This is a genomic window from Candidatus Methylomirabilota bacterium (assembly GCA_036002485.1).
Taxonomy (GTDB): Bacteria; Methylomirabilota; Methylomirabilia; order Rokubacteriales; family CSP1-6; genus AR37.
The window spans coordinates 28,377-46,850 of record DASYTI010000028.1 but is presented as its reverse complement, the minus strand read 5'-3'; the positions used below and the strand labels follow the sequence as shown (position 1 = coordinate 46,850).

Sequence of the window (18,474 nt, the reverse complement as noted above, 5' to 3'; positions counted from 1 at the left end):
CTCGATGACCATGAGCGCGGCCGACGTGTCCTGGTCGGCGAGTCCGGCCGCCATCGCAGCTTGCTGGTAGCGCTGCGCGACGTTCGCGAAGCTGACCGGCACGTGCAGCTCCTTGGCGATCGTGGTGAAGGTGTCGAGGTCCTTGTTCATCAACGCCACCTTGAATCCCGGCTCGAAGTCGCGCGGGATCAGCGCGCGCGGGATCCGCTCGAGCGCCTTGCTGCCTCCGCTGGAGGCCTTGACGACCTCGTAGATCGTCATCGGATCGAGGCCCGCCTTCACGCCGAGCACCACCCCCTCCATCATGGCCAGCGAGTTGACGCAGGCCATCATGTTGTTGATGGCCTTGACGGTATTGCCGGCTCCCACCGGTCCGACGTGGAAGATGTTGGGGCCGAGGGAGCGCAGGACCGGTTCGGCGCGCTTGAGGACCTCGCCATCGCCCCCGACCATGACGGCCAGCGTCGCCGCGCGCGCGCCGCTGACGCCGCCGCTCACCGGCGATTCCAGGAAGTGCACGCCCCGGTCCCGGGCGCGAGGCTCGATCTTGCGCGGCGTGGAGGGCAGCACGCTGCTCAGATCGATCAAGATGGTCCCGGGCTTGGCGCACTCGACGAGGCCGCCCGCGTCGAGGTAGAGCGCCTCGACGTCAGGCGAGGCGGGCAGGCACGTGAGCACGATCTCGGAGCCCTCGACCACCTCGCGTGCGGAGGCCGAGCGCTGAGCTCCAGCCTGGACGAGATTCTCCATCGCCTTCGGGATCAGGTCGAAGATCTTCATCTTGAAGCCGTTCTTGAGAATATTGGACGCCATGGGATTGCCCATGTTGCCGACACCGATGAACCCGACGGAAACGGCCATGGTCAGCTCCTTTGCTCGGTGACTCGAAGAACATCAGCACTTCGATCGTGGAGGCGGCCCGAGTATAGCCTCCGACTCTCTCGAGGTCTACCGCGGGGACAGGACCCGCGCGGCGGACGTCAACGAGGAAGGCCGGAGCCTGAAGAGGACGGGGCCGGTTCTGAGGTGGGGTCTGCCGAGGGGGGAGCGGCCGGGGGTGCGGGGGGTCGTGGGGGAGCAGCGGAGCGGTCCGCGCAGCCCCACGGGCGGTGAAGGCCAAACATGAAGGCATTGCTGCCGCCGCTGCCCCAGCCCGAGAACGAGCCGGACTTCGCTGCCGGGCACGATGGCCCGCCCGACGCGCATCCGCCCGCCAGGAGCGCTAACGCGATCACGGCGTGAAGTCTCCCCACACGGCCCTCCCCAACAACCCGCTCCCTCCGGGAGCGGATAGCGAGGTAAGATTGCCCCCTTGACGAAGTATGGCATGACGATGACCACGACCCGCGAGAGAAGGAGCGATGGATGCCGGTGACACGGTTCGAGATCACGCTGCGGCGCCCGCTGGCCGACGGGGCCGCCTTCGGCGACACGGGCGCGTACGAAGAGCTCAAGGGGCGGCTGCACTTCACGATCGATCCCCTGCACCCGTCGAACACCCGCATCACGGACGTGGAGCGGGCGCCGCGGGATCCGGCGGGGTGCGTGACGTTCTCCTCCGAGGTCTCGTTGCTCGTGCCGGTGGACCGCACGCGATGCCGCGGCGGAGTGGTGCTCGACGTCGTCAACCGGGGCAATACCATCGCCGTCCCGAACTTCAATCGCGCCACGCGGCCGGTCTTCGGCCCGAACTCGGACCCCGATCCGCCCATCGATACCGGGGACGGCTTCCTCATGCGCCGCGGCTTCGTCGTGCTCTCCTGCGCCTGGCAGGGTGACCTGCCGGATCTGCCCGGCCTCCTGCGCCTGCACGGCCCCGACGCGCTCCACCCTGACGGCCGGCCCATCACGGGCCGCGTCTACACGCAGCTCCAGAGCCACGTGCCCGCGGCGTCCATGCTCCTGTCCGATCGCGGTCACCGGCCCTATCCCGCCGCCGACCTCGACGAGGGTGACGCGCAGCTCACCGTGCAAGATCAGCCGGACGCCGAGCCGGTCCCCATCCCGCGCGAGCGCTGGCGCTTCGCGAGGGTGACGGGAGGGCAAGGCTGGTGGGGGGGACCGGGGGAGGAGCGGCAGCATGCGCTCCCCCCCGGATCCGGTGAGCGCGTCGTGCCCGATGCCGGTCACGTCACGCTCGACGGCGGCTTCGAGAAAGGCCGGCTCTACCGGATCGCCTACACCGCGCTCGGCGCGCCGGTCATGGGACTCGGCCCCGCCGCGCTCCGCGAGGCGGCCTCGTGGATCAAGCACGGCACGGCGGCCGAGGGGAATCCGGCGCCCGGCCGCCTCCGCCATGTCTACGGATACGGCCGATCGCAGACGGGACGGCTGCTTCGCACCTACGTCTACTACGACCTCAACCTCGACGAGCAGGGCCGCGAGGGGCTGGACGGGATCATCGCCAATGTGCCCGGCGGCCTCCGGGGAGAGTTCAACCAGCGATTCGGCCAGAACTCGAAGGACCGGCCCCAGATGATGGCGCACCTGTTTCCCTTCACCGACGTGACCCAACGAGATCCGGAGACGGGCCATTCGGATGCGCTCCATCGCCGGATCGACGCACGGCGGAGCCGGCTCAAGATCATGTACACGAACACGTCGGCCGAGTACCACCGCGGAGACGCCTCGCTGATCCACACCGATCCCGACGGCGGCCGCGACGTCGCTCACGGCCCGAACACCCGCATCTACCTCTACGCGGGAACGGAGCACAGCCTCGGGGCCTGGCCGCCCACCGACCGGCAGATCGCCGCCGCCGATCCCACCGGCGCCGTCGACCACTCCCAGAACCTGCGCGGCGTCGTCGACTATTCCCGGCTGCTGCGCGCGTGCCTGGTCAACCTCGACCGCTGGGTGGCCGACGGCGTGGAGCCGCCCCCGAGCGTCCATCCCCGCGTCACCGACGGCAGCGCGGCGGCGCCCGAGGAGCTGGCCAAGGTCTTCGATGCCATCCCCGAGGCGCACTATCCCCGGCACCACCCGCGGCCCTTGCGCCTGGACTTCGGCGCCCACGGTGAGCTTCGCGAGACGCCCACGATCCCGCCGCGCCGCGGCGGCGCCTACGGCTCGCGCGTGTCCGCCGTGGACGCCGACGGTAACGAGGTCGGCGGCATCGCGGTGCCGGAGCTCGCGGTGCCCCTGGCCACGCACACCGGATGGAATCCGCGCCATCCCGAGATCGGATGCCCAGAGCAGCTCCTCGTCTTCGTCGGCTCCACCCTGTTCTTCCCGCGGACACGCGAAGAGCGAGAGGCGACCGGCGATCCGCGGATCTCCATCGAGGAGCGCTATCGCTCGCGCGAGAGCTATCTGGAGCAAGTGCGGCGGGCGGGGCGCGAGCTCTCCGCGCGCCGCTATCTCCTCGAAGAGGACATCGAGCTCTCGGTGACGCTCGCCGCGCGAATGTGGGACTACCGGGGCGCGGGAGCCGCGGACGGCCCGCGCTCCAAGTCCCACCCGTGACCCCGATGCGCTAGTACGTATCGGCGTCAGGCCTCACGCCGTACAATGACGCGGCTCGCCCTGAGCCGGAAAAGGCGCCCTTGAGTCCCCAGTCCGCGCTGCCGCTTTACACGGTCATGCCCTTTGTCCTCATGCTCCTCTCGATCGCGATACTCCCGCTCTGGACACCGCACTGGTGGGAACGCAACCGTAACAAGCTCCTGGTCGCCTGCCTCCTGGGCGTGCCCGTCCTCACCCTCTACTTGATGCGCAGACCCGGCGCCCTCGTGCGAATGGGCGAGGAGTATGTCTCGTTCATCATTCTCCTCGCCGCTCTGTACGTCATCTCGGGTGGCGTGCTCCTCCGGGGCGACCTGGTCGCCACGCCCCTGACCAATACAGGATTCCTCGCCGCGGGCTCCGTGCTCGCTTCGGTGGTCGGTACGACCGGCGCCTCCATGCTTCTCATCCGGCCGCTCCTCCAGACGAACCGGGAGCGGGCCCGGGTCAAGCACACCGTGATCTTCTTCATCTTCCTCGTTTCGAACATCGGCGGCATGCTCACGCCGCTCGGCGATCCCCCGCTCTTTCTCGGTTACCTCCAGGGTGTCCCCTTCACGTGGACGTTCCGGCTATGGCCGCACTGGCTCCTGATGGTGGGGGCCCTCTTGCTCGTGTACTTCGTCTGGGACTCGACGCAATATGTGCGAGAGCGTGTCGAGGCGATTCGCCGCGATCGGGCCCGGGTCGAGCCCCTGCGCGTGCGCGGCGCCCTCAACGCGCTCTGGCTGGCCGGCGTTGTCCTCGCGGTGGCCTTCTTGCGAGAGCCCGTGCGCGAGCTGGTTATGCTGGCGCTGGCCGCGATCTCGCTCTGGCAGACACCCCGGGAGATCCGTCGCGCCAATGGCTTCACGGCCTATCCCATCGTCGAGGTTGCCGTGCTCTTCTTCGGCATCTTTCTGACGATGATTCCTGCTCTCGAGCTGTTGCACTCGCGAGGGCATGAGCTGGGCGTGCGACAGCCCTGGCAGCTCTTCTGGGCCACCGGCTTGCTGTCGTCATTCCTCGACAATGCGCCGACCTACCTCGCGTTCCTGGCCCTCGGGCAGGGCCTGGGACTGCCCCCCGACGTGGTCGGCGTGCCGGGAGCCATCCTTACCGCCATCAGCGTGGGCGCGGTGGCCATGGGCGCCAACACCTATATCGGCAACGCGCCCAACTTCATGGTCAAGTCGATCGCCGAGGAGGCGGGAGTCAAGATGCCGAGCTTCTTCGGCTACATGCTCTACAGCGGGCTCGTCCTGATCCCCCTCTTCGTGGCCGTCACCTTCCTCTTCTTCTGAGGCTCCCGGCCGCGTGCTGCTCCTTCTGAAGATCATCGTCGTCCCCACGCTGATCATCTCGGTCACGCTGGCGGGGCGACGCTGGGGGCCGCGCGTGGGCGGCGTCCTCGCCAGCTTTCCCCTCGTGGCCGGTCCCGTGCTCTTCTTCCTGTCCATCGAGCAGAGCGAGGTCTTCGCCGCGGAGGCGGCCCGCGCCACGCTCGTGAGCCTGATCGCCGTGGCGGCCTCCGGCCTCGCCTATGCGTGGGCCTGCCTGCGCGCCCCATGGTGGATGAGCCTGACCGCGAGCTGGGGAAGCTTCGTCCTTCTCATTCTCGTCCTGCACCGCGTCCACTGGGCAGCCTTGACGGCGTTCGCCGCCGCCCTCGCAAGCTTCATGCTCGCCCGAGCGCTCCTGCCCTCCGCACGCGGGGGCGCTCCGCCGGCCCCCCGCACGGCCTGGGACCTGCCCCTGCGAATGATCTCGGCCGTCGCGCTCGTGCTGACCACGACCGCCCTCGCGCGCCGCCTCGGCCCCACCCTGAGCGGCGCCCTCACGCCTTTCCCCATCGCCCTGACCATCCTGATGGCCTTCACGCATGCCCAGCAGGGCCCGCCCACGACCATCCGGTTCCTGCGCGGGTTCTTCCCCGGCATGTGGAGCTTCGCGGCCTTCTGTCTGGTGACGACGCTGGCCCTCGTCCCGCTCGGCAAGTGGCTCGGCTTCGCGCTCGCCCTCGCCTCCGTGATCCCCATCCAGATGGCGGTGCTCTGGTGGGGCTCGGCCACTCGCACTCCATGATCAAGCGCGAGCGGGGCAGAGCGTGGAAGCCGCGTGTGCCGAGCTCCACGAGCGCCGAGTCGCGCGGCGCTCATGGAGCACGAAGGCGTGCCTCAGTAGTCGAACCGGTATCCGACCCGAGTCATGCAGGACTTGATCACACGCACGTCGGATTGCAGCGTCGCTTGAAAGGAAAACGAGCCGTCGACGCGAAGCTGATCGATCAACGCCCCATTCGGAGCGCACGCGCGAAACGTGTCCCATGTCCGCTCCTGGGCCGGCGTCATTCGAAAAGCCGGCGCGGGTTGGCTGAAGGAGAACGCGCCCACCGAAGCCAAGAAATTGCCGCGCTGCGCGTTCTCTCGAACCCATGCATCTCCCGGAGGGCTCCCTGCGCCTACCGCGACGGAGCTGCCCCCGCCCGCCCCGCTATCGCCGCCGTTTGCACTTCCCGCGCCGCTGCCGCCGCCCGCGCCGCCTCCTGCTGCGGCACCGCTTCCGCCTCCGCTTGCCCCGCTGCCGCCTGCTCCAGCACCGCTTCCGCCGCTGGCACTGCTGCCCCCAGCGCCGCTCCCTGATCCACCACCGCCGGCGCCTCCGGTCCCACCACTTCCGCCTCCTGATCCGCCGCTGCCGCTCCCTGCGCTCCCACCGCTGCTTCCGCTGCCACTGCTCCAGGCCCACGAATCGACCACCGGAACAATACTGCTCAGCGTCATCGTTACCGCCAGCACTATCGCCACCCGGAAGAATTCATTCCTCACGTGATCTCCTCCCTTATGGTCGTCCGCACAAGCAACCGGACTACAAGGCAGATGCCAGAATGCCGCCGCCGCCCAGGAACAGAGCGATCCTGGGAGTTCTTCCGAAGGGAGAGATCCGGGATGGTAAGGGCCGCTTTACTGTTCGAGAAACCGATCACTCAACTTGGCGAGTCCGTTACCCACACAGATGTGTGTCTCAGGAGGAAAGAACTTCAGGGCGAGCCAGAAGACCTCGGTCATCCAGGAGCGATCAGGGCAGCGGGATTCTCAGTTCATGGCGTCTCTCTGCGGCGTCCCGCAATAATCGTGACGGAGTAGCCGTCCGGCCCCGCCGACCCGCACCGCCGAGTCACGGCCTCACGCAGGTGATGTAGGTCCAGCAGCACCGGAATGACGGCCGGCCGCCGAGGAGCGTGTCCATGGCGTGCCGGATCAGGGCCAGCCGGTCGCCCTCGGCCTCCTTGGTCGGCGGGGCGCCGTCCACCTTCGCGGAGCCTCCCACCCAGCCCAACACCGCCTCGTGGTAGGCGCTCAAGAACTCGAACCAGTCCTCGACGCTGGTCTCGATGGTGCGAGCGGTCACGGCCTCCACCGCCAACCCGGCCCCTTCGAGGCAGCCCACGTAGTAGTCGAGCGGGCGCACGGGGAGAAAGACGCGGTCCCGGTACGACACGTGCGCCTGCATCCGGGCCTCGTCGTCGAGGAGCGATCGATAGGCGGCGTAGCGCGGATCGTTGCGGACGAGGCCCGTGGCGACCTCGTGGATCGCCCAGACCGTCTCGTCCAGGATCCACTCGCTCGGGCGGGCCTGGGGATTCCGAATATTCCCCGACTGGACGAAGACGCGGCCTCCGGGCCGCAGCACTCGGGCCCACGAGGCGACCGTCCCCGGTAGGTCCGTGTAGAGATGGATCGCGTTGGTGGAGGCAATCGCCTCCGCCCCGCGGGCCGTGAGCGCGGGGCCGATCGCCTCGTCGAGGAAGTCCAGCCGCTTCTCTTCCTTGCGCCAGCGCAGGAGCCGCAAGCCCACCCGCTCGTCGCCGCTGAACTTGTCCAGGGCCACCCGCAGGAACTTGGGCGAGCTGTCGACGATGAGCATCCCCACCCGGCGATCGAAGATCCGCAGATGCAGGCGGTCGAGGAGAATGCCGGTGCCGCCGGAGTAGTCGATGAGGAGCTGGCCTTCATCCAGATGCCGGGCGAGGTCCTCCACGGTCGGGTCGAGGTTCCGGTACCAGCCGTGGTTCTCGACGGTGTCGTAGCGAAGGCCAAAGACGTCCACCGGCTGCCGCGTCCAGTCCTCGTCGGGGATGCGCGCGAACCCGGCCGGCCATGCGAAGCGCCCGCGCGGCCGGCCCGACGGCTGCACGGGCGCGCTCAGCTCTCGATGGATGCGGAGCAGATCGGGAATGCTTGCCGGCGCGCGCCGCCCCCAGCCGCACTCGGTGGCGATGCCGAAGCCGGAGGCGAAGCGCGCGGCCACCTCCATGCGGCGGGCCGTTCCCTCGGCCCCGTCCGTGTGGTGGACCAGGCCGAGGTGCAGCTCGGTCTCGGGCTGCAGACGAAGCTCCTTCAGCGGCGCGTAGTACGCCTCGTCGGTCCGGTCACGGGGCACCGGCATGTGGATCCAGTTCAGCGGCCGCCCGAGGCTCGCGGCCAGCGCATTGGCGACCTCCACCAGCTTGCCGGCGTCGGCGGGCTCCTTGAAGTGCCGGTGCTGGACGTCGCCGTAGCAGAAGTGATATCCCAGCTCGACGTCCGACGGCACCTGCCGGGAGAGCCGCAGCAGGCGCTCGAGAATGCCGCCCTTGACGTCCTCGAACCAGACGGGAAAGACGCCCTCGAGCATGCCGAACTCGAAGTTGGTGTCCCACTGTACGGAGACCTGGTCGTGGGGTACCTCCCGGAGGATCACCTGCAGCTCGGCGAGCAGCCGCTCCTCGTAACTGCGCTCAAGGACACCCTGATGCTCGGGCACCACGAAGGCGCTGATGGGAGCCAGCGGAGTGGGCAGGCAGACCTGGAAGCGGCAGGCCACCGGCACGAGCCCGTCACGCTTCAGCCGTGCGAAGAGGCGATACGAGGCGATCGCTGCTTCCGCGTAACCCAGGGCCTCGAAAACCACACTGTCGGGCCGGACGCCCTCGCCGAGACGGACTCGCGGCAGCGGCCGCCAGCTGTCCGGGCCTGGAGGGACCACCTCGAGCTGCGGCTGGGAGGTGAAGACGGGGAGCTGCCAGACGATCCAGTCCGAGCGCGGGCCGGTCTCGCCGTCGGGGATGCGGCGCAGGCGGTCACCGATCTCCGCGGCCACCGTCTGAAAGACGGCCTCCGCGCTCGCGAGGGGGACGCTGCCCACCAGGTGGGCCCCGCGCGCGAGGGGACGAGCGCCCGCGGTCATGGCGAGCTCACAGCGGGGCTGATCGTCGGCCATCGAGACAGGTGGACGAGCGTGGCATCCGTCACCCCTTTTCGTGGCGGCTATTGTTCCCAGAAGCGCGCCACCCGTCAAGCGGGGCCGGCAGTCGACAACGCGGAACCGACTAGCGGAGGGAGAGGAGCAGGCGGCGGATCCACACGCGGATCATCTCCCGACGATAGTCGGCCGAGCCCATGAGGTCGGAGAGCGGGTCGGCCTCGGCGGCGGCAGCGTCCGCGGCGGCATGAATGGCCGCCTCCGTCAACGCCTCGCCTGACAGGGCGGCCTCGGCGCGGCGCGCGCGAATCGGAGTGGGAGCGGCCCCGGCCAGAGCGATCCGGACCTCCCTCACCCGCTTCGCGTCGTCGAGCCTCACGAGGGCGGCCACGCCGATGAGCGGCTTGTCCTCGGCGGAGCGCGGGCAGAACTTGACGTAGGCGGCCCGGGCCCCGGGCGGCATGGGCGGCACGCGTACCGCCGTGAGGATCTCCCCCTGGGCGACCGCCGTCTCGTAGAATCCCGTGAAGAACTCGCCGATCGGCACCACCCGCTCGCCCACGGAGTCCGCCACGCGCACCTGGGCCTCGAGGCAGAGAAGGGCCGGCGCGGGGTCAGACGCGGCCTCGGCATAACAGAGATTGCCGCCGAGCGTGGCGCTGCTCCGGATGGCGGGAGTGGCCACGCGGGCGGCGGCTCGAGCGAGAAGCGGCCAGCCCTCGCGGACGGCGCCGTGGCGGACGAGGGCGGACAGGCTCGCCATGGCCCCGATCTCGAGCATGCCCTTGTCCACGCGGATGTCCGACAGCCCGGCAATGCGATGCAGCGAGACGAGACGGTCCGGCGCCACGAGACCGAGGCGCATGGTGGGGACGAGCGCGGTGCCGCCGGCGATGACCCGGGCCTCTCCGTCCAGCCCGGCCAGGATCTCGACGGCCTCGGGAATCGTCTCGGGCTCGACCAGCGCGAATGGGCGGAGGCGCATCAGCGGGCGCCCGCCGCGGCCAGCACCGCTTCGATGATCTTCGTGTAGCCGGTACAGCGGCAGAGATTGCCGGCGAGGGCCTCGCGCACGTCGTGCTCGGTGGGCGAGGGATTCGCGGCGAGCAGCGCGCGGGCGGAGAGCAGCATGCCCGGCGTGCAGAAGCCGCACTGGGCCGCGCCCGCGCGGGCAAAGGCGCTCTGAAGCCGGTCAGGCTGGCCATTGTCTTCCAGACCTTCGGCGGTGAGGAGGGTCCGCCCGCGGAGCCGGGAGGCGAGAACGAGGCATGCGCGGACGGGCTCGCCGTCGAGGAGCACGGTGCAGGTGCCACACACGCCCTCGCCACAGCCATACTTGGTCGCCGTGAGGGCGAGGCCATCGCGGAGAAGATCGAGGACCGTCCAGTGGGCGGGAGCCTCCGCGCGGCAGGGATGGTTGTTGAGGGTGAAGTCGAGGCGCATGGGATGGTGTAGGCCTGTGCCCCCTCACCCTGCCCTCTCCCCCGATGGGGGAGAGGGATTTTTCGAAGCTGATTGGCTCTTGAGAGCCGCGAGGACGCGTTCGGCGGTGAGGGGGAAGCGGGTCAGGGGGGCGCGGGCGGCGCGCGTGACGGCGTTCATCACCGCGGCCGGCGTCGGGGTCATGGCGGGCTCCCCGATGCCCTTGGCGCCGAAGGGCCCGAGGCCCTGTCCCGACTCGAGCAGGATCGTGATGATCTCGGGCGCGTCGAGGGTGGTGGGAATCTTGTAGTCGAGAAGATGAGGGTTCTTGGACACGCCGTCCTCGAGCACGACTTCTTCGAGGAGGGCGTGGCCCAGGCCCTGCACGGCGCCGCCTTCGATCTGGCCCTCGGCGCTCTGGCGATTGATGGCCTGACCCACGTCATAGCAGGCGGCCAGCTTCGTCACGCGAGTCTGGCCCGTCTCCTCGTCCACCTCGACCTCGACGGCCTGAGTGCCGAAGGTGTAGTCGTTGAAGGGCTTGCCCTGCCCGGTAATGGGATCAATCGTCGGCGCCGACGGCGCATCGTACTTGTCGAGGGCCTGGACGGGGCGCCCCGCCGCCGTGGCGGCCTTGACCAGCGCGGAGAAGTCGATGGCGCGATCCGGCGCGCCCCGGACGAGAGCCCGTCCCTCCGTGAGCTCGATGTCTTCCCGCGCGGCTTCCAGCATCTCCGCGGCCTGATCCACAAGATGCCGGCGTACCTCGTGCGCGGCCTTGAGCACCGCGTTTCCGGACATGAAGAGCTGGCGCGTGGCCGTCGTCGTGCCGGCCCGCGGGGTGAAGTGGCTGTCCCGCCCGACGGCCGCGACATGCTCTACGGGCAGGCCCAGGACTTCCGCGGTGATCGAGCAGAGGGAGGAGGTCTGTCCCCCGCCCACATCGGGGGCGGCGCAGCGGACCACGGCGGAGCCGTCGAGCTCCATGCCCACCCAGGCGGAGGCGGAGTCGCGCGTCCAGCACATGCGCCCATACGGCGTGAACGAGGCGGCGAGGCCTCGGGCCACGCGAACGGGCCCGTCGCCCTCGCGCGGGGGGCCCAGGGCCTGCCAGGCGCGCCGCATGGTTTCGCCCAGCATGGGCTCGCTCTCGAGCACCTGCCCCGTGGCGATCCTGTCGCCCTTCCTCAGGAAGTTCTTCTCGCGGAGCTCGAGCGGATCCATGGAGAGCGCGGCGGCCAGGGCGTCCATCTGTCCCTCATAGCCGATGCAGGTCTGGATGGACCCGAAGGTGCGGTAGGCGCTGGCCACCGGATTGTTGGTGTAGACGGTGAAGGCGTCCACCTTGACGTGAGGCACCCGGTACGGCCCCGTCGCCGTCACCAGGCTGTACAGGAGCACCCAGGGCGAGAGCGCGGCGTAGGCGCCCGAGTCCGAGACGAGCTCGACCTCCATGGCCACCAGCTCGCCCGTCCTCGTGGCCCCGGACTTGTAGCGCAGGAGATACGGATGACGCTTGCCGTGGCCGATGAAGCTCTCTTCCCTCGAGAAGACGAGCTGCACGGGCCGCCGCGTCTTCCACACGAGGAGGCCGAGCAGGCACTCGACCGTCACGTCCTCCTTGCCGCCGAAGCCGCCGCCCAGATAGGCGCCCTCGAGCCGCACCTTCCCGTGGGGCAGCCGCAGGACTTCGGCCACGTCGCGGAAATGCTCCAGCACCTGGGTGCTCACGCGGAGGACCAGGGTGCCCTCGGCGTCGATCCAGCCGATCCCCGTCTCCGTCTCGAGGTACACGTGATCCACGAACGGGGTTCGGTAGGTCTTCTCCACGATGACGTCCGCGCGCGCGAGGGCCTCCGTGGCATCGCCCTTGCGGATATGCCAGGCCCGCAGGAGATTGCCGCCCTCGTGGACGTGGGGGGCGCCGGGCTTCAGCGCTTCCGCCGGATCATAGACGCCCGGGAGCGGCTCGTACTCGACCCGAACCCGCTCGGCGGCCTCGGCGGCGATCTCCGGAGTCTCCGCCGCGATGGCCGCGACGGGCTCGCCCTGGAAGCGCACGCGATCCTCGGCCAGCACCGGCTGGGTCGCCAGCACAGCTCCCGCCGTCGCCTCGGCCATGCGCCCGGGCAATTCCATGCGAAGCGCGTTCTGCGGCACCTCGGCGTGAGTGAGCACGGCGACGACGCCCGGCAGGGCCCGGGCTTCGCTGGTGTCGATCTTGACGATGCGCGCCGAGGGATACGGGCTGCGGACGATCTTGCCGTGGAGCATGCCGGCCATCGCGAGATCGCCGGCATAGATGGGGCGGCCCCGCACCTTCTCCCAGGCGTCCGCTCGAGGCGGGGACCTGCCGATCACGCGATAGGCCATTTAACTAATATCCCTCTCCCCTTGAGGGGAGAGGGCCAGGGTGAGGGGTGTGCTTTTCGCCCGCAGCTCTCTCATCGCCGAGAGAATCGACTCCCTCACCCTCCCCTCTCCCCCAGTGGGGGAGAGGGATCTAGAATAGAGCTGCGGTCTTCTCCGCTGCAGCCGAGAGACACGAGCATCAGACGTCCCAGCCGCCGTCCACGGTCACGGACTGGCCGGTCATGTTCTTCGAGTCGTCCGAGACGAGGTAGAGGACCGTGCTCGCGATGTCCTGGGAGGTGGTGACGCGGCGGAGGGCCATCTCGTTGACGTATTCTTGATGCACCTGCTCGGGCGTCCAGCCGCGCTTCTTCGCCTTCTCGCGGCAGAGCTTGTCCATGCGGTCGCCGGCCACGATGCCCGGATGGAGGGCGTTGACGTTGATATTGTGCGGCCCGACTTCGAGGGCGACCGTGCGGGTGAAGCCGCGCAGCGCCCACTTGGAGGAGGAGTAAGCGGCCCGGTACTTGTAGCCGCGCAATCCCGAGGTGCCGCTGATATTGACCACCTTGCCGTACTTCTGCGCGATCATCGTGGGCAGCACGTGCTTGGTGGGGAGGAAGGTGCCGAGGATATTGGCCTCGAGGACGAAGCGAAAATCCTCGGCCTTGATCTCCTGGACGGGCGTCTCGATGGGCCCGGTGACCCCGGCGGCATTGACCAGGATGTCGATGCGACCGAAGATCTCGACCGTTCTCGCCACCATGCGTTCCACGGCCGCCTCGTCCGTCACGTCCGTGGGGATGACGAGCGCGCGGCGGCCGAGCGCCTCGACCTCCCCCTTGAGCTTCTCGAGCGGCGGCACATCACGCGCGGCCAGGGCCAGGTGCGCGCCTTCGCGCGCCAGGGTCAGGCAGATATCCCAGCCCATGCCCTTGGCCGCGCCCGTCACCAGGGCGATGCGATTCTCGATTCTCATGCGACATAGCCCTCCCGGCGGTCTGCCTCACGGGCGGCGGGCAGCCGGTCGGCGGGATTGCCATAGCCTCCGCCGCCACAGGTCTCCAGGAGAACCAGATCGCCCTGAGCGAGCTTCATGGTCTCCTTCCCCTTCACATCCCGCTCACGCGGGGTGCCCGGATTGAGCGTGATCTTGAAGGGCGCGGCCTCCCGGCCACCGAAGAGCCCGTAGGGCGGCACCAGCCGGCGCTCGATCATGGTCGTCAGCGTCACCTCGGAGCTCAGCACGCGGTAGGCCCGTCGGAAGCCCAGACCCCCGCGGTGGCGGCCATCGCCTCCCGAGCCCGGGCGAAGCGCCAGCTCCTCGATCATGAGCGGGTACTCGCTTTCGACCACCTCCACCGGCGTGTTCATCACGTTGGACATGTGCACGCGGGTCGCGGAGGCGCCGTCCTTGCCGGTGGTGGCGCCCTCACCGCCGCCGTGCACCTCGTAGAAGACGGCCCAGCGGCCGTCTGGCAGGCGCGTGCCCAGGATGAGAAGGCCGGCCGTCGTCGGCCCTCCCGCCTGGACGCGGTCCGGGATGACCTGCGCCATGGCCCGCATGATCGCATCCACCGCGCGCTGAGACGTCTCGTGGTTGCCGCCGACCACGGGCCGGTCAGGATCGGCGTTGAGCACGCTGCCTTCCGGCACGATGACGCGAAGCGGCCGGTAGCAGCCTTCATTGGGCGGCGCGTCCGGCGCCACCAGCGCCTTCATCGTGTAGTAGACGCCCGAGCAGGCGATGTAGTAGGTCGTGTTGACGGGCCCCAACGCCTGGGCATCGCTCCCCGAGAAATCGAAGCTCGCCTCGTCGCCTTTCTTGGTCACGCGCACCTTGATCCGGATGCGTCGATCCTCGACGCCGTCGTCGTCGAGAAAGTCCTCGCCTTCCCAGGCGCCATCTGGCAGAGCCCTCAGGGCCGCGCGCATCTGCGCTTCGGATTCGTCGTGCAATCTCTCGAAGCAGGCGGTGACCGTCTCCGCGCCATAGCGCAAGAGGATCTCGTTGAGGCGCCGGGCCGCCACATCATTGGCGGCGAACTGGGCGAAGATATCCCCTTCCCGCTCGCCGCGCCCGCGCAAGTTGGAGAGCACGAAGTCGAGGGCGGGCCGCTCGGGCCCCGCGGCCGAGAAGAGCCGGATCGGCGCGATCCGCAGCCCCTCCTGGTAGCACTCGGTGGCCCACGGAACATAGCTGCCCGGGACGGCGCCGCCGATATCCGCCCAGTGAGCGAGGTTGATCGCGAAGGCGACCAGCCGGCCCTCGAAGAAGACGGGGCGCACGGCCTTGACGTCGGGCAGGTGATTGCCCCCGACTTCCGGAAGGTTGAGGAACCAGACGTCGCCGTCCCGCAGTGTCTCGGCAGGAATTCGCTTGAGGAATTCCTTGACGGTGAAGCCCATGACCCCCATGTGGATGGGAATGTCGCGCCCCTGGGCGATCAAGCGGCCCTGAGCGTCGGTCAGCGCGGAGGAGAGGTCGCCCGCTTCCTTCAATAGAGGCGAGCGCGCGGAGCGCATGACGATGACGCTCATCTCCTCGGCGATGGCATAGAGGCCATTGCGCACGACTTCCAGGGTGACCGGGCTCAGCGTGGTGGCACTCATGCCTGGCCTCCCACCTCGATGACGAGATTGCCCAGACGGTCGGCCACGCAGCGCATGCCCGGGTAGACGATCGTGGTCGACCACTCGTCTTCGATCATGGCCGGCCCGGTAACGAGGTGACCAGTGGGCAGACAGCTCCGGTCATAGCGCGGCATGTCCACGGCGCCCCTCTCCTGGAAATACGCGCGGTGCGAGCCGGTGGCCACCGCCGATGTGCCCGAAGGCGGCACGGGCAGCGGCGGCGGCTCCTCGGCCGCGCGCGCCGTCACGCGCAGGTTGACGCACTCGACGTTCTCTCCGGTGGCATAGCCATAGAGCTGACGGTGGCGCTTCTCGAAGGCTGCCTTGAGCGCGCCGGGCCCGCCCGGGACGAAGTCCACCTCGAGCTCGTAGTTCTGGCCGAGATAGCGGAAGTCGAGGCTTCGCAGCACGACGATCCGGTCCAGGGCATGCCCTTCGTCAAGAAGCGGGCGCAGGGACTGGGCCTCGAGAGCGCGGAAGCGCTCCTCCACCACCTTGGCGTCCCATGTCTCGAGCCGCGCCCGGTGCGTCTGCACCGTGTCATAGCGAAGCGGCGAGACGAGGCAGCCCAGGGCCGAGAAGGCGCCCGAGTGAGCCGGCACGATGACGCTCGAGATCCCGGCCTGGCGCGCGAGGGCGCCCGCGTGGAGCGGCCCCGCCCCGCCATAGGCGATGAGCGAGAACTCGCGGAGATCGTAGCCACGCTGGACCGAGACGAGCCGCAGCGCGCGGAGCATGTTGGCATTGGCGACCTCGACCACGCCATGCGCGGCTTCGATGAGGGAGAGCCCGAAGCGCTCGGCGAGCGGCGCGATGACGGACTCCGCCCGGGCCGACTCGAGGCGGATGGAGCCGCCGTAGACCCGCTCCGCGTTGAGATAGCCCAGCAGCAGGTTGGCATCGCTCACCGTGGGCTCGGTGCCGCCCTGCCCATAGCAGGCCGGCCCCGGCATGGCGCCAGCGCTCCGCGGCCCCACCTTGAGCGCGCCCGTGGGCTCGACCCTCGCGATGGAGCCGCCGCCCGCGCCAATGGACTCGACGGCGATCATGGGCATACGCGCCGGATAGTCGCCGAGCTTGCGCTGCCCCGCCGTCTCGGGCACGCCGTCGGCGATGAGGCAGACGTCCGTGGTGGTGCCCCCCATGTCGAAGGCCAGGGCGCGCGCGAGCCCGAGCGCTCGCGCGGTATGCGCGGCGGCGGCCACCCCGCCCGCCGGCCCCGACATGGCCATGCTGAGCGGACGTTCCTTGGCCGCCTCCACCGACATCATGCCGCCGGCTGCGTTGAGGAGATGAAGCGGCTTGCCGCCGGCGCGGTGGGCGAGGTCATCGAGATAGCGGGCGGCCACGGGCATGACCGAGGCATTGAGCACGGTGGTGCAGCCGCGCTCGTACTCCCGGAACTCCGCGTTGATCTCGCTCGAGATCGAGACGTAGGGGAAATGCGCCTCCAGAGCCATGCGGAGCGCCTGCTCGTGGGCGGGCGAGGCATAGGAATGGAGCAGGCACACGGCCACGCTCTCGATACCCTCGCGCTTGAAGTCCTCCACGATGGCGGGAAGCTCTTCCAGGTGAAGCCGTGTGAGCACCGTCCCGTCGGGCCCGACGCGCTCGGTGATCTCGCGGCGCCGGCGGCGCGGCACAAGCGGCTCGGGCTTGGCGGGCAGGTCGAGCCGATAGAGGTGCAGGCGGCTCATGCGCCCGATCTCGAGCACGTCGCGGAAGCCGCGCGTGGTGATATAGCCGACGGGCGCGCCCCGATGCTCCACGATGGCGTTCGTGACCATGGTCGTCCCGTGGGCGAGGGAGGCCCAGGGCCCGGTTCTGGGCGCGAGGGTGGCGATGCCGTTCAGCACGCCCTCGGCCGGATTCCCGGGCGTGGTCGGCACCTTGCACGATTCCATCCGTCCCGCCGGATCCCAGGCCACGAGATCCGTGAAGGTGCCCCCCACGTCCACGCCAATGCGCACGCCCTCAGCCATCGACCGGGTTCCTCACCCTGCCGTCATCCTCCCGCGGCGCCGGGAACGCTACTTGCGCTCGGACCACTTGGGCAGCGGGTAGAGCACGTCCGTGGAGGCGAGGTCGAAGGGCCAGACGATCTTGAGCTGTCCCCCTCGCCACTGTGTGATGAGGGGGGTGCCCGATTCGTTCTGGCCCGTCGCGGGATCGAACTTCACGCCCTTCCACGGCATGATGACCTGGGACGGCTTGAGGTCCGTGGCGAGGAGCGTCTTGCGTATCGCCTCCGGGTCCGTGGAGCCCGCGCGATTGATGGCGTCCAGCAGCACGATCATGCCCGTGAAGGAGCGCGAGGTATTGTCGTTGAGATCCTTGCCCTGCTTGGCCTTGTACATCGCATTGACCTTGGCCACCATCGGCTTCTTCGCGGCCAGGTCGAGGGAGAACACCGAGCGCGACATGATGCCGTCGGCGTCCTTGCCCACGGCCGTGATGAAGTCCGACTCGATGTAGCCGGCATCCTGGGTCAGGATCATCGGAGCGTTGTAGTCCAGCTCGCGGGCCGTGCGGACGAAGAGGATGGCGTCATTGGTGTAGCCCGTGGGCAGCAGCACCGATGGGTTGGCGGACTTGAGGCGCTGGACCTCGGAGGTGAGGGACGTGCTGCGCGAGCGGTAGGCGATCTTCTCCGCCATCTTGTAGCCCTGCTCGCCCGCGAGCTTCTCCTGCACCTTGGCCGAGTCCGCTCCGAAGAGGGTGTCCTCATAGAACACGGCGACGCTGGGGAGCTTGACGCCCTTCTTGGCCTGGAACTCCTTGAGGAACTCGAACATGGCCATGGAGAAATGCTCGTCGTGCGGGCTCGTGCGGAAGAACCACTTGAAGCCCCTCCGGTGCAGCGTGGGCGAGGACGACTCACCGGATAGATACGGGATGCCGTAACGCTCGGCGACCTGGCTGGCCGTGGCCGAGACCGAGCTGTGGTAGGCGCCGTAGAGCGCGATCACCTTCTCCTGCGTGATGAGCCGCTCGGCCTCGGACTGGCCGAGCTCGGGCTTGCCCTGATGGTCGACCACGATGAGGCGGACCTTGGCCCCCCCGAGGTTCGGCAGCCCCTCGGTCCGGGCCAGGGGCAGGTCGAGATCATGCTTGCCGTTGACGATCTCCACAGCGAGCTCCGCGGCGGTCTTGGAGTCGATACCCGCCTGGGCCGTGGGGCCCGTGGTGGGATAGAGCACCCCGATCACGATCTCTTTGGGCTGCGCCGTCGGAGCGTGAGCCGCCATGGTCATGACGGCCGCCACCGCGCCCGCGCTCAAGGTCAATCGCTTGAGCCAGCTCCGCATAGTCCGGACCTCCCGTCCCTCTCGAAGACTC

12 protein-coding genes are annotated in these 18,474 nt (G+C 69.1%); 3 read left to right on the top strand and 9 right to left on the bottom strand.

What is annotated here, in order from left to right:
- Window positions 1-861: NAD(P)-dependent oxidoreductase (locus tag VGT00_03160; GenBank protein ID HEV8530398.1), on the bottom strand; the 861-nt coding region annotated here is incomplete at its 3' end.
- 504 nt (window positions 862-1,365) lie between these two features.
- Here VGT00_03160 and VGT00_03155 point away from each other — a divergent pair.
- The 3 genes from VGT00_03155 to VGT00_03145 all read left to right on the top strand — a co-directional run bounded on the left by VGT00_03155 (window position 1,366) and on the right by VGT00_03145 (window position 5,568).
- Complete coding sequence (locus tag VGT00_03155) at window positions 1,366-3,465, top strand: alpha/beta hydrolase domain-containing protein (GenBank protein HEV8530397.1); 2,100 nt, start codon at window positions 1,366-1,368, stop codon at window positions 3,463-3,465.
- 80 nt (window positions 3,466-3,545) lie between these two features.
- Entirely contained in the window at window positions 3,546-4,787 is a 1,242-nt protein-coding gene (locus VGT00_03150) for a sodium:proton antiporter (GenBank protein HEV8530396.1), read from the top strand.
- 13 nt (window positions 4,788-4,800) lie between these two features.
- A complete protein-coding gene (locus VGT00_03145; GenBank protein ID HEV8530395.1) occupies window positions 4,801-5,568 on the top strand; it encodes a hypothetical protein in 768 nt (255 codons plus the stop codon).
- Between the two features lie 1,092 nt (window positions 5,569-6,660).
- Here the strand turns inward: VGT00_03145 and VGT00_03140 are convergent.
- From VGT00_03140 to VGT00_03105, 8 genes are all read right to left on the bottom strand, one after another.
- Window positions 6,661-8,712 carry a class I SAM-dependent methyltransferase gene (locus VGT00_03140; GenBank protein HEV8530394.1) on the bottom strand — a complete coding sequence of 684 codons (2,052 nt, stop codon included), beginning with the start codon at window positions 8,710-8,712 and terminating at the stop codon, window positions 6,661-6,663.
- Between the two features lie 142 nt (window positions 8,713-8,854).
- Window positions 8,855-9,712 carry a xanthine dehydrogenase family protein subunit M gene (locus VGT00_03135; GenBank protein HEV8530393.1) on the bottom strand — a complete coding sequence of 286 codons (858 nt, stop codon included), beginning with the start codon at window positions 9,710-9,712 and terminating at the stop codon, window positions 8,855-8,857.
- Window positions 9,712-10,170: a (2Fe-2S)-binding protein gene (locus VGT00_03130; protein ID HEV8530392.1), complete on the bottom strand. Its 459-nt coding sequence runs from the start codon at window positions 10,168-10,170 to the stop codon at window positions 9,712-9,714. Before VGT00_03130 ends, VGT00_03135 begins: the two co-directional genes overlap by 1 nt.
- A 24-nt stretch (window positions 10,171-10,194) precedes the next feature.
- Window positions 10,195-12,522 carry a xanthine dehydrogenase family protein molybdopterin-binding subunit gene (locus VGT00_03125; GenBank protein HEV8530391.1) on the bottom strand — a complete coding sequence of 776 codons (2,328 nt, stop codon included), beginning with the start codon at window positions 12,520-12,522 and terminating at the stop codon, window positions 10,195-10,197.
- Window positions 12,523-12,700: 178 nt separating this feature from the next.
- Entirely contained in the window at window positions 12,701-13,480 is a 780-nt protein-coding gene (locus tag VGT00_03120) for an SDR family NAD(P)-dependent oxidoreductase (GenBank protein ID HEV8530390.1), read from the bottom strand.
- Window positions 13,477-15,114, bottom strand: coding sequence for a hydantoinase B/oxoprolinase family protein (locus VGT00_03115; protein ID HEV8530389.1), 1,638 nt, complete (start codon window positions 15,112-15,114; stop codon window positions 13,477-13,479). Before VGT00_03115 ends, VGT00_03120 begins: the two co-directional genes overlap by 4 nt.
- On the bottom strand, window positions 15,111-17,117 hold the full coding sequence (locus VGT00_03110) for a hydantoinase/oxoprolinase family protein (protein ID HEV8530388.1): 2,007 nt from the start codon (window positions 17,115-17,117) through the stop codon (window positions 15,111-15,113). Before VGT00_03110 ends, VGT00_03115 begins: the two co-directional genes overlap by 4 nt.
- 48 nt (window positions 17,118-17,165) lie before the next feature.
- A complete protein-coding gene (locus VGT00_03105) occupies window positions 17,166-18,443 on the bottom strand; it encodes an ABC transporter substrate-binding protein (protein HEV8530387.1) in 1,278 nt (425 codons plus the stop codon).
- Window positions 18,444-18,474 lie beyond the last annotated feature (31 nt).

Coding starts and splice junctions, on each gene's coding strand:
- VGT00_03155 (HEV8530397.1), top strand. CDS start 1,366: ATGCCGGTGACACGGTTCGAGATCACGCTGCGGCGCCCGCTGGCCGAC.
- VGT00_03135 (HEV8530393.1), bottom strand. CDS start 9,712: ATGCGCCTCCGCCCATTCGCGCTGGTCGAGCCCGAGACGATTCCCGAG.
- VGT00_03110 (HEV8530388.1), bottom strand. CDS start 17,117: ATGGCTGAGGGCGTGCGCATTGGCGTGGACGTGGGGGGCACCTTCACG.
- VGT00_03140 (HEV8530394.1), bottom strand. CDS start 8,712: ATGACCGCGGGCGCTCGTCCCCTCGCGCGCGGGGCCCACCTGGTGGGC.
- VGT00_03120 (HEV8530390.1), bottom strand. CDS start 13,480: ATGAGAATCGAGAATCGCATCGCCCTGGTGACGGGCGCGGCCAAGGGC.
- VGT00_03125 (HEV8530391.1), bottom strand. CDS start 12,522: ATGGCCTATCGCGTGATCGGCAGGTCCCCGCCTCGAGCGGACGCCTGG.
- VGT00_03105 (HEV8530387.1), bottom strand. CDS start 18,443: ATGCGGAGCTGGCTCAAGCGATTGACCTTGAGCGCGGGCGCGGTGGCG.
- VGT00_03115 (HEV8530389.1), bottom strand. CDS start 15,114: ATGAGTGCCACCACGCTGAGCCCGGTCACCCTGGAAGTCGTGCGCAAT.
- VGT00_03130 (HEV8530392.1), bottom strand. CDS start 10,170: ATGCGCCTCGACTTCACCCTCAACAACCATCCCTGCCGCGCGGAGGCT.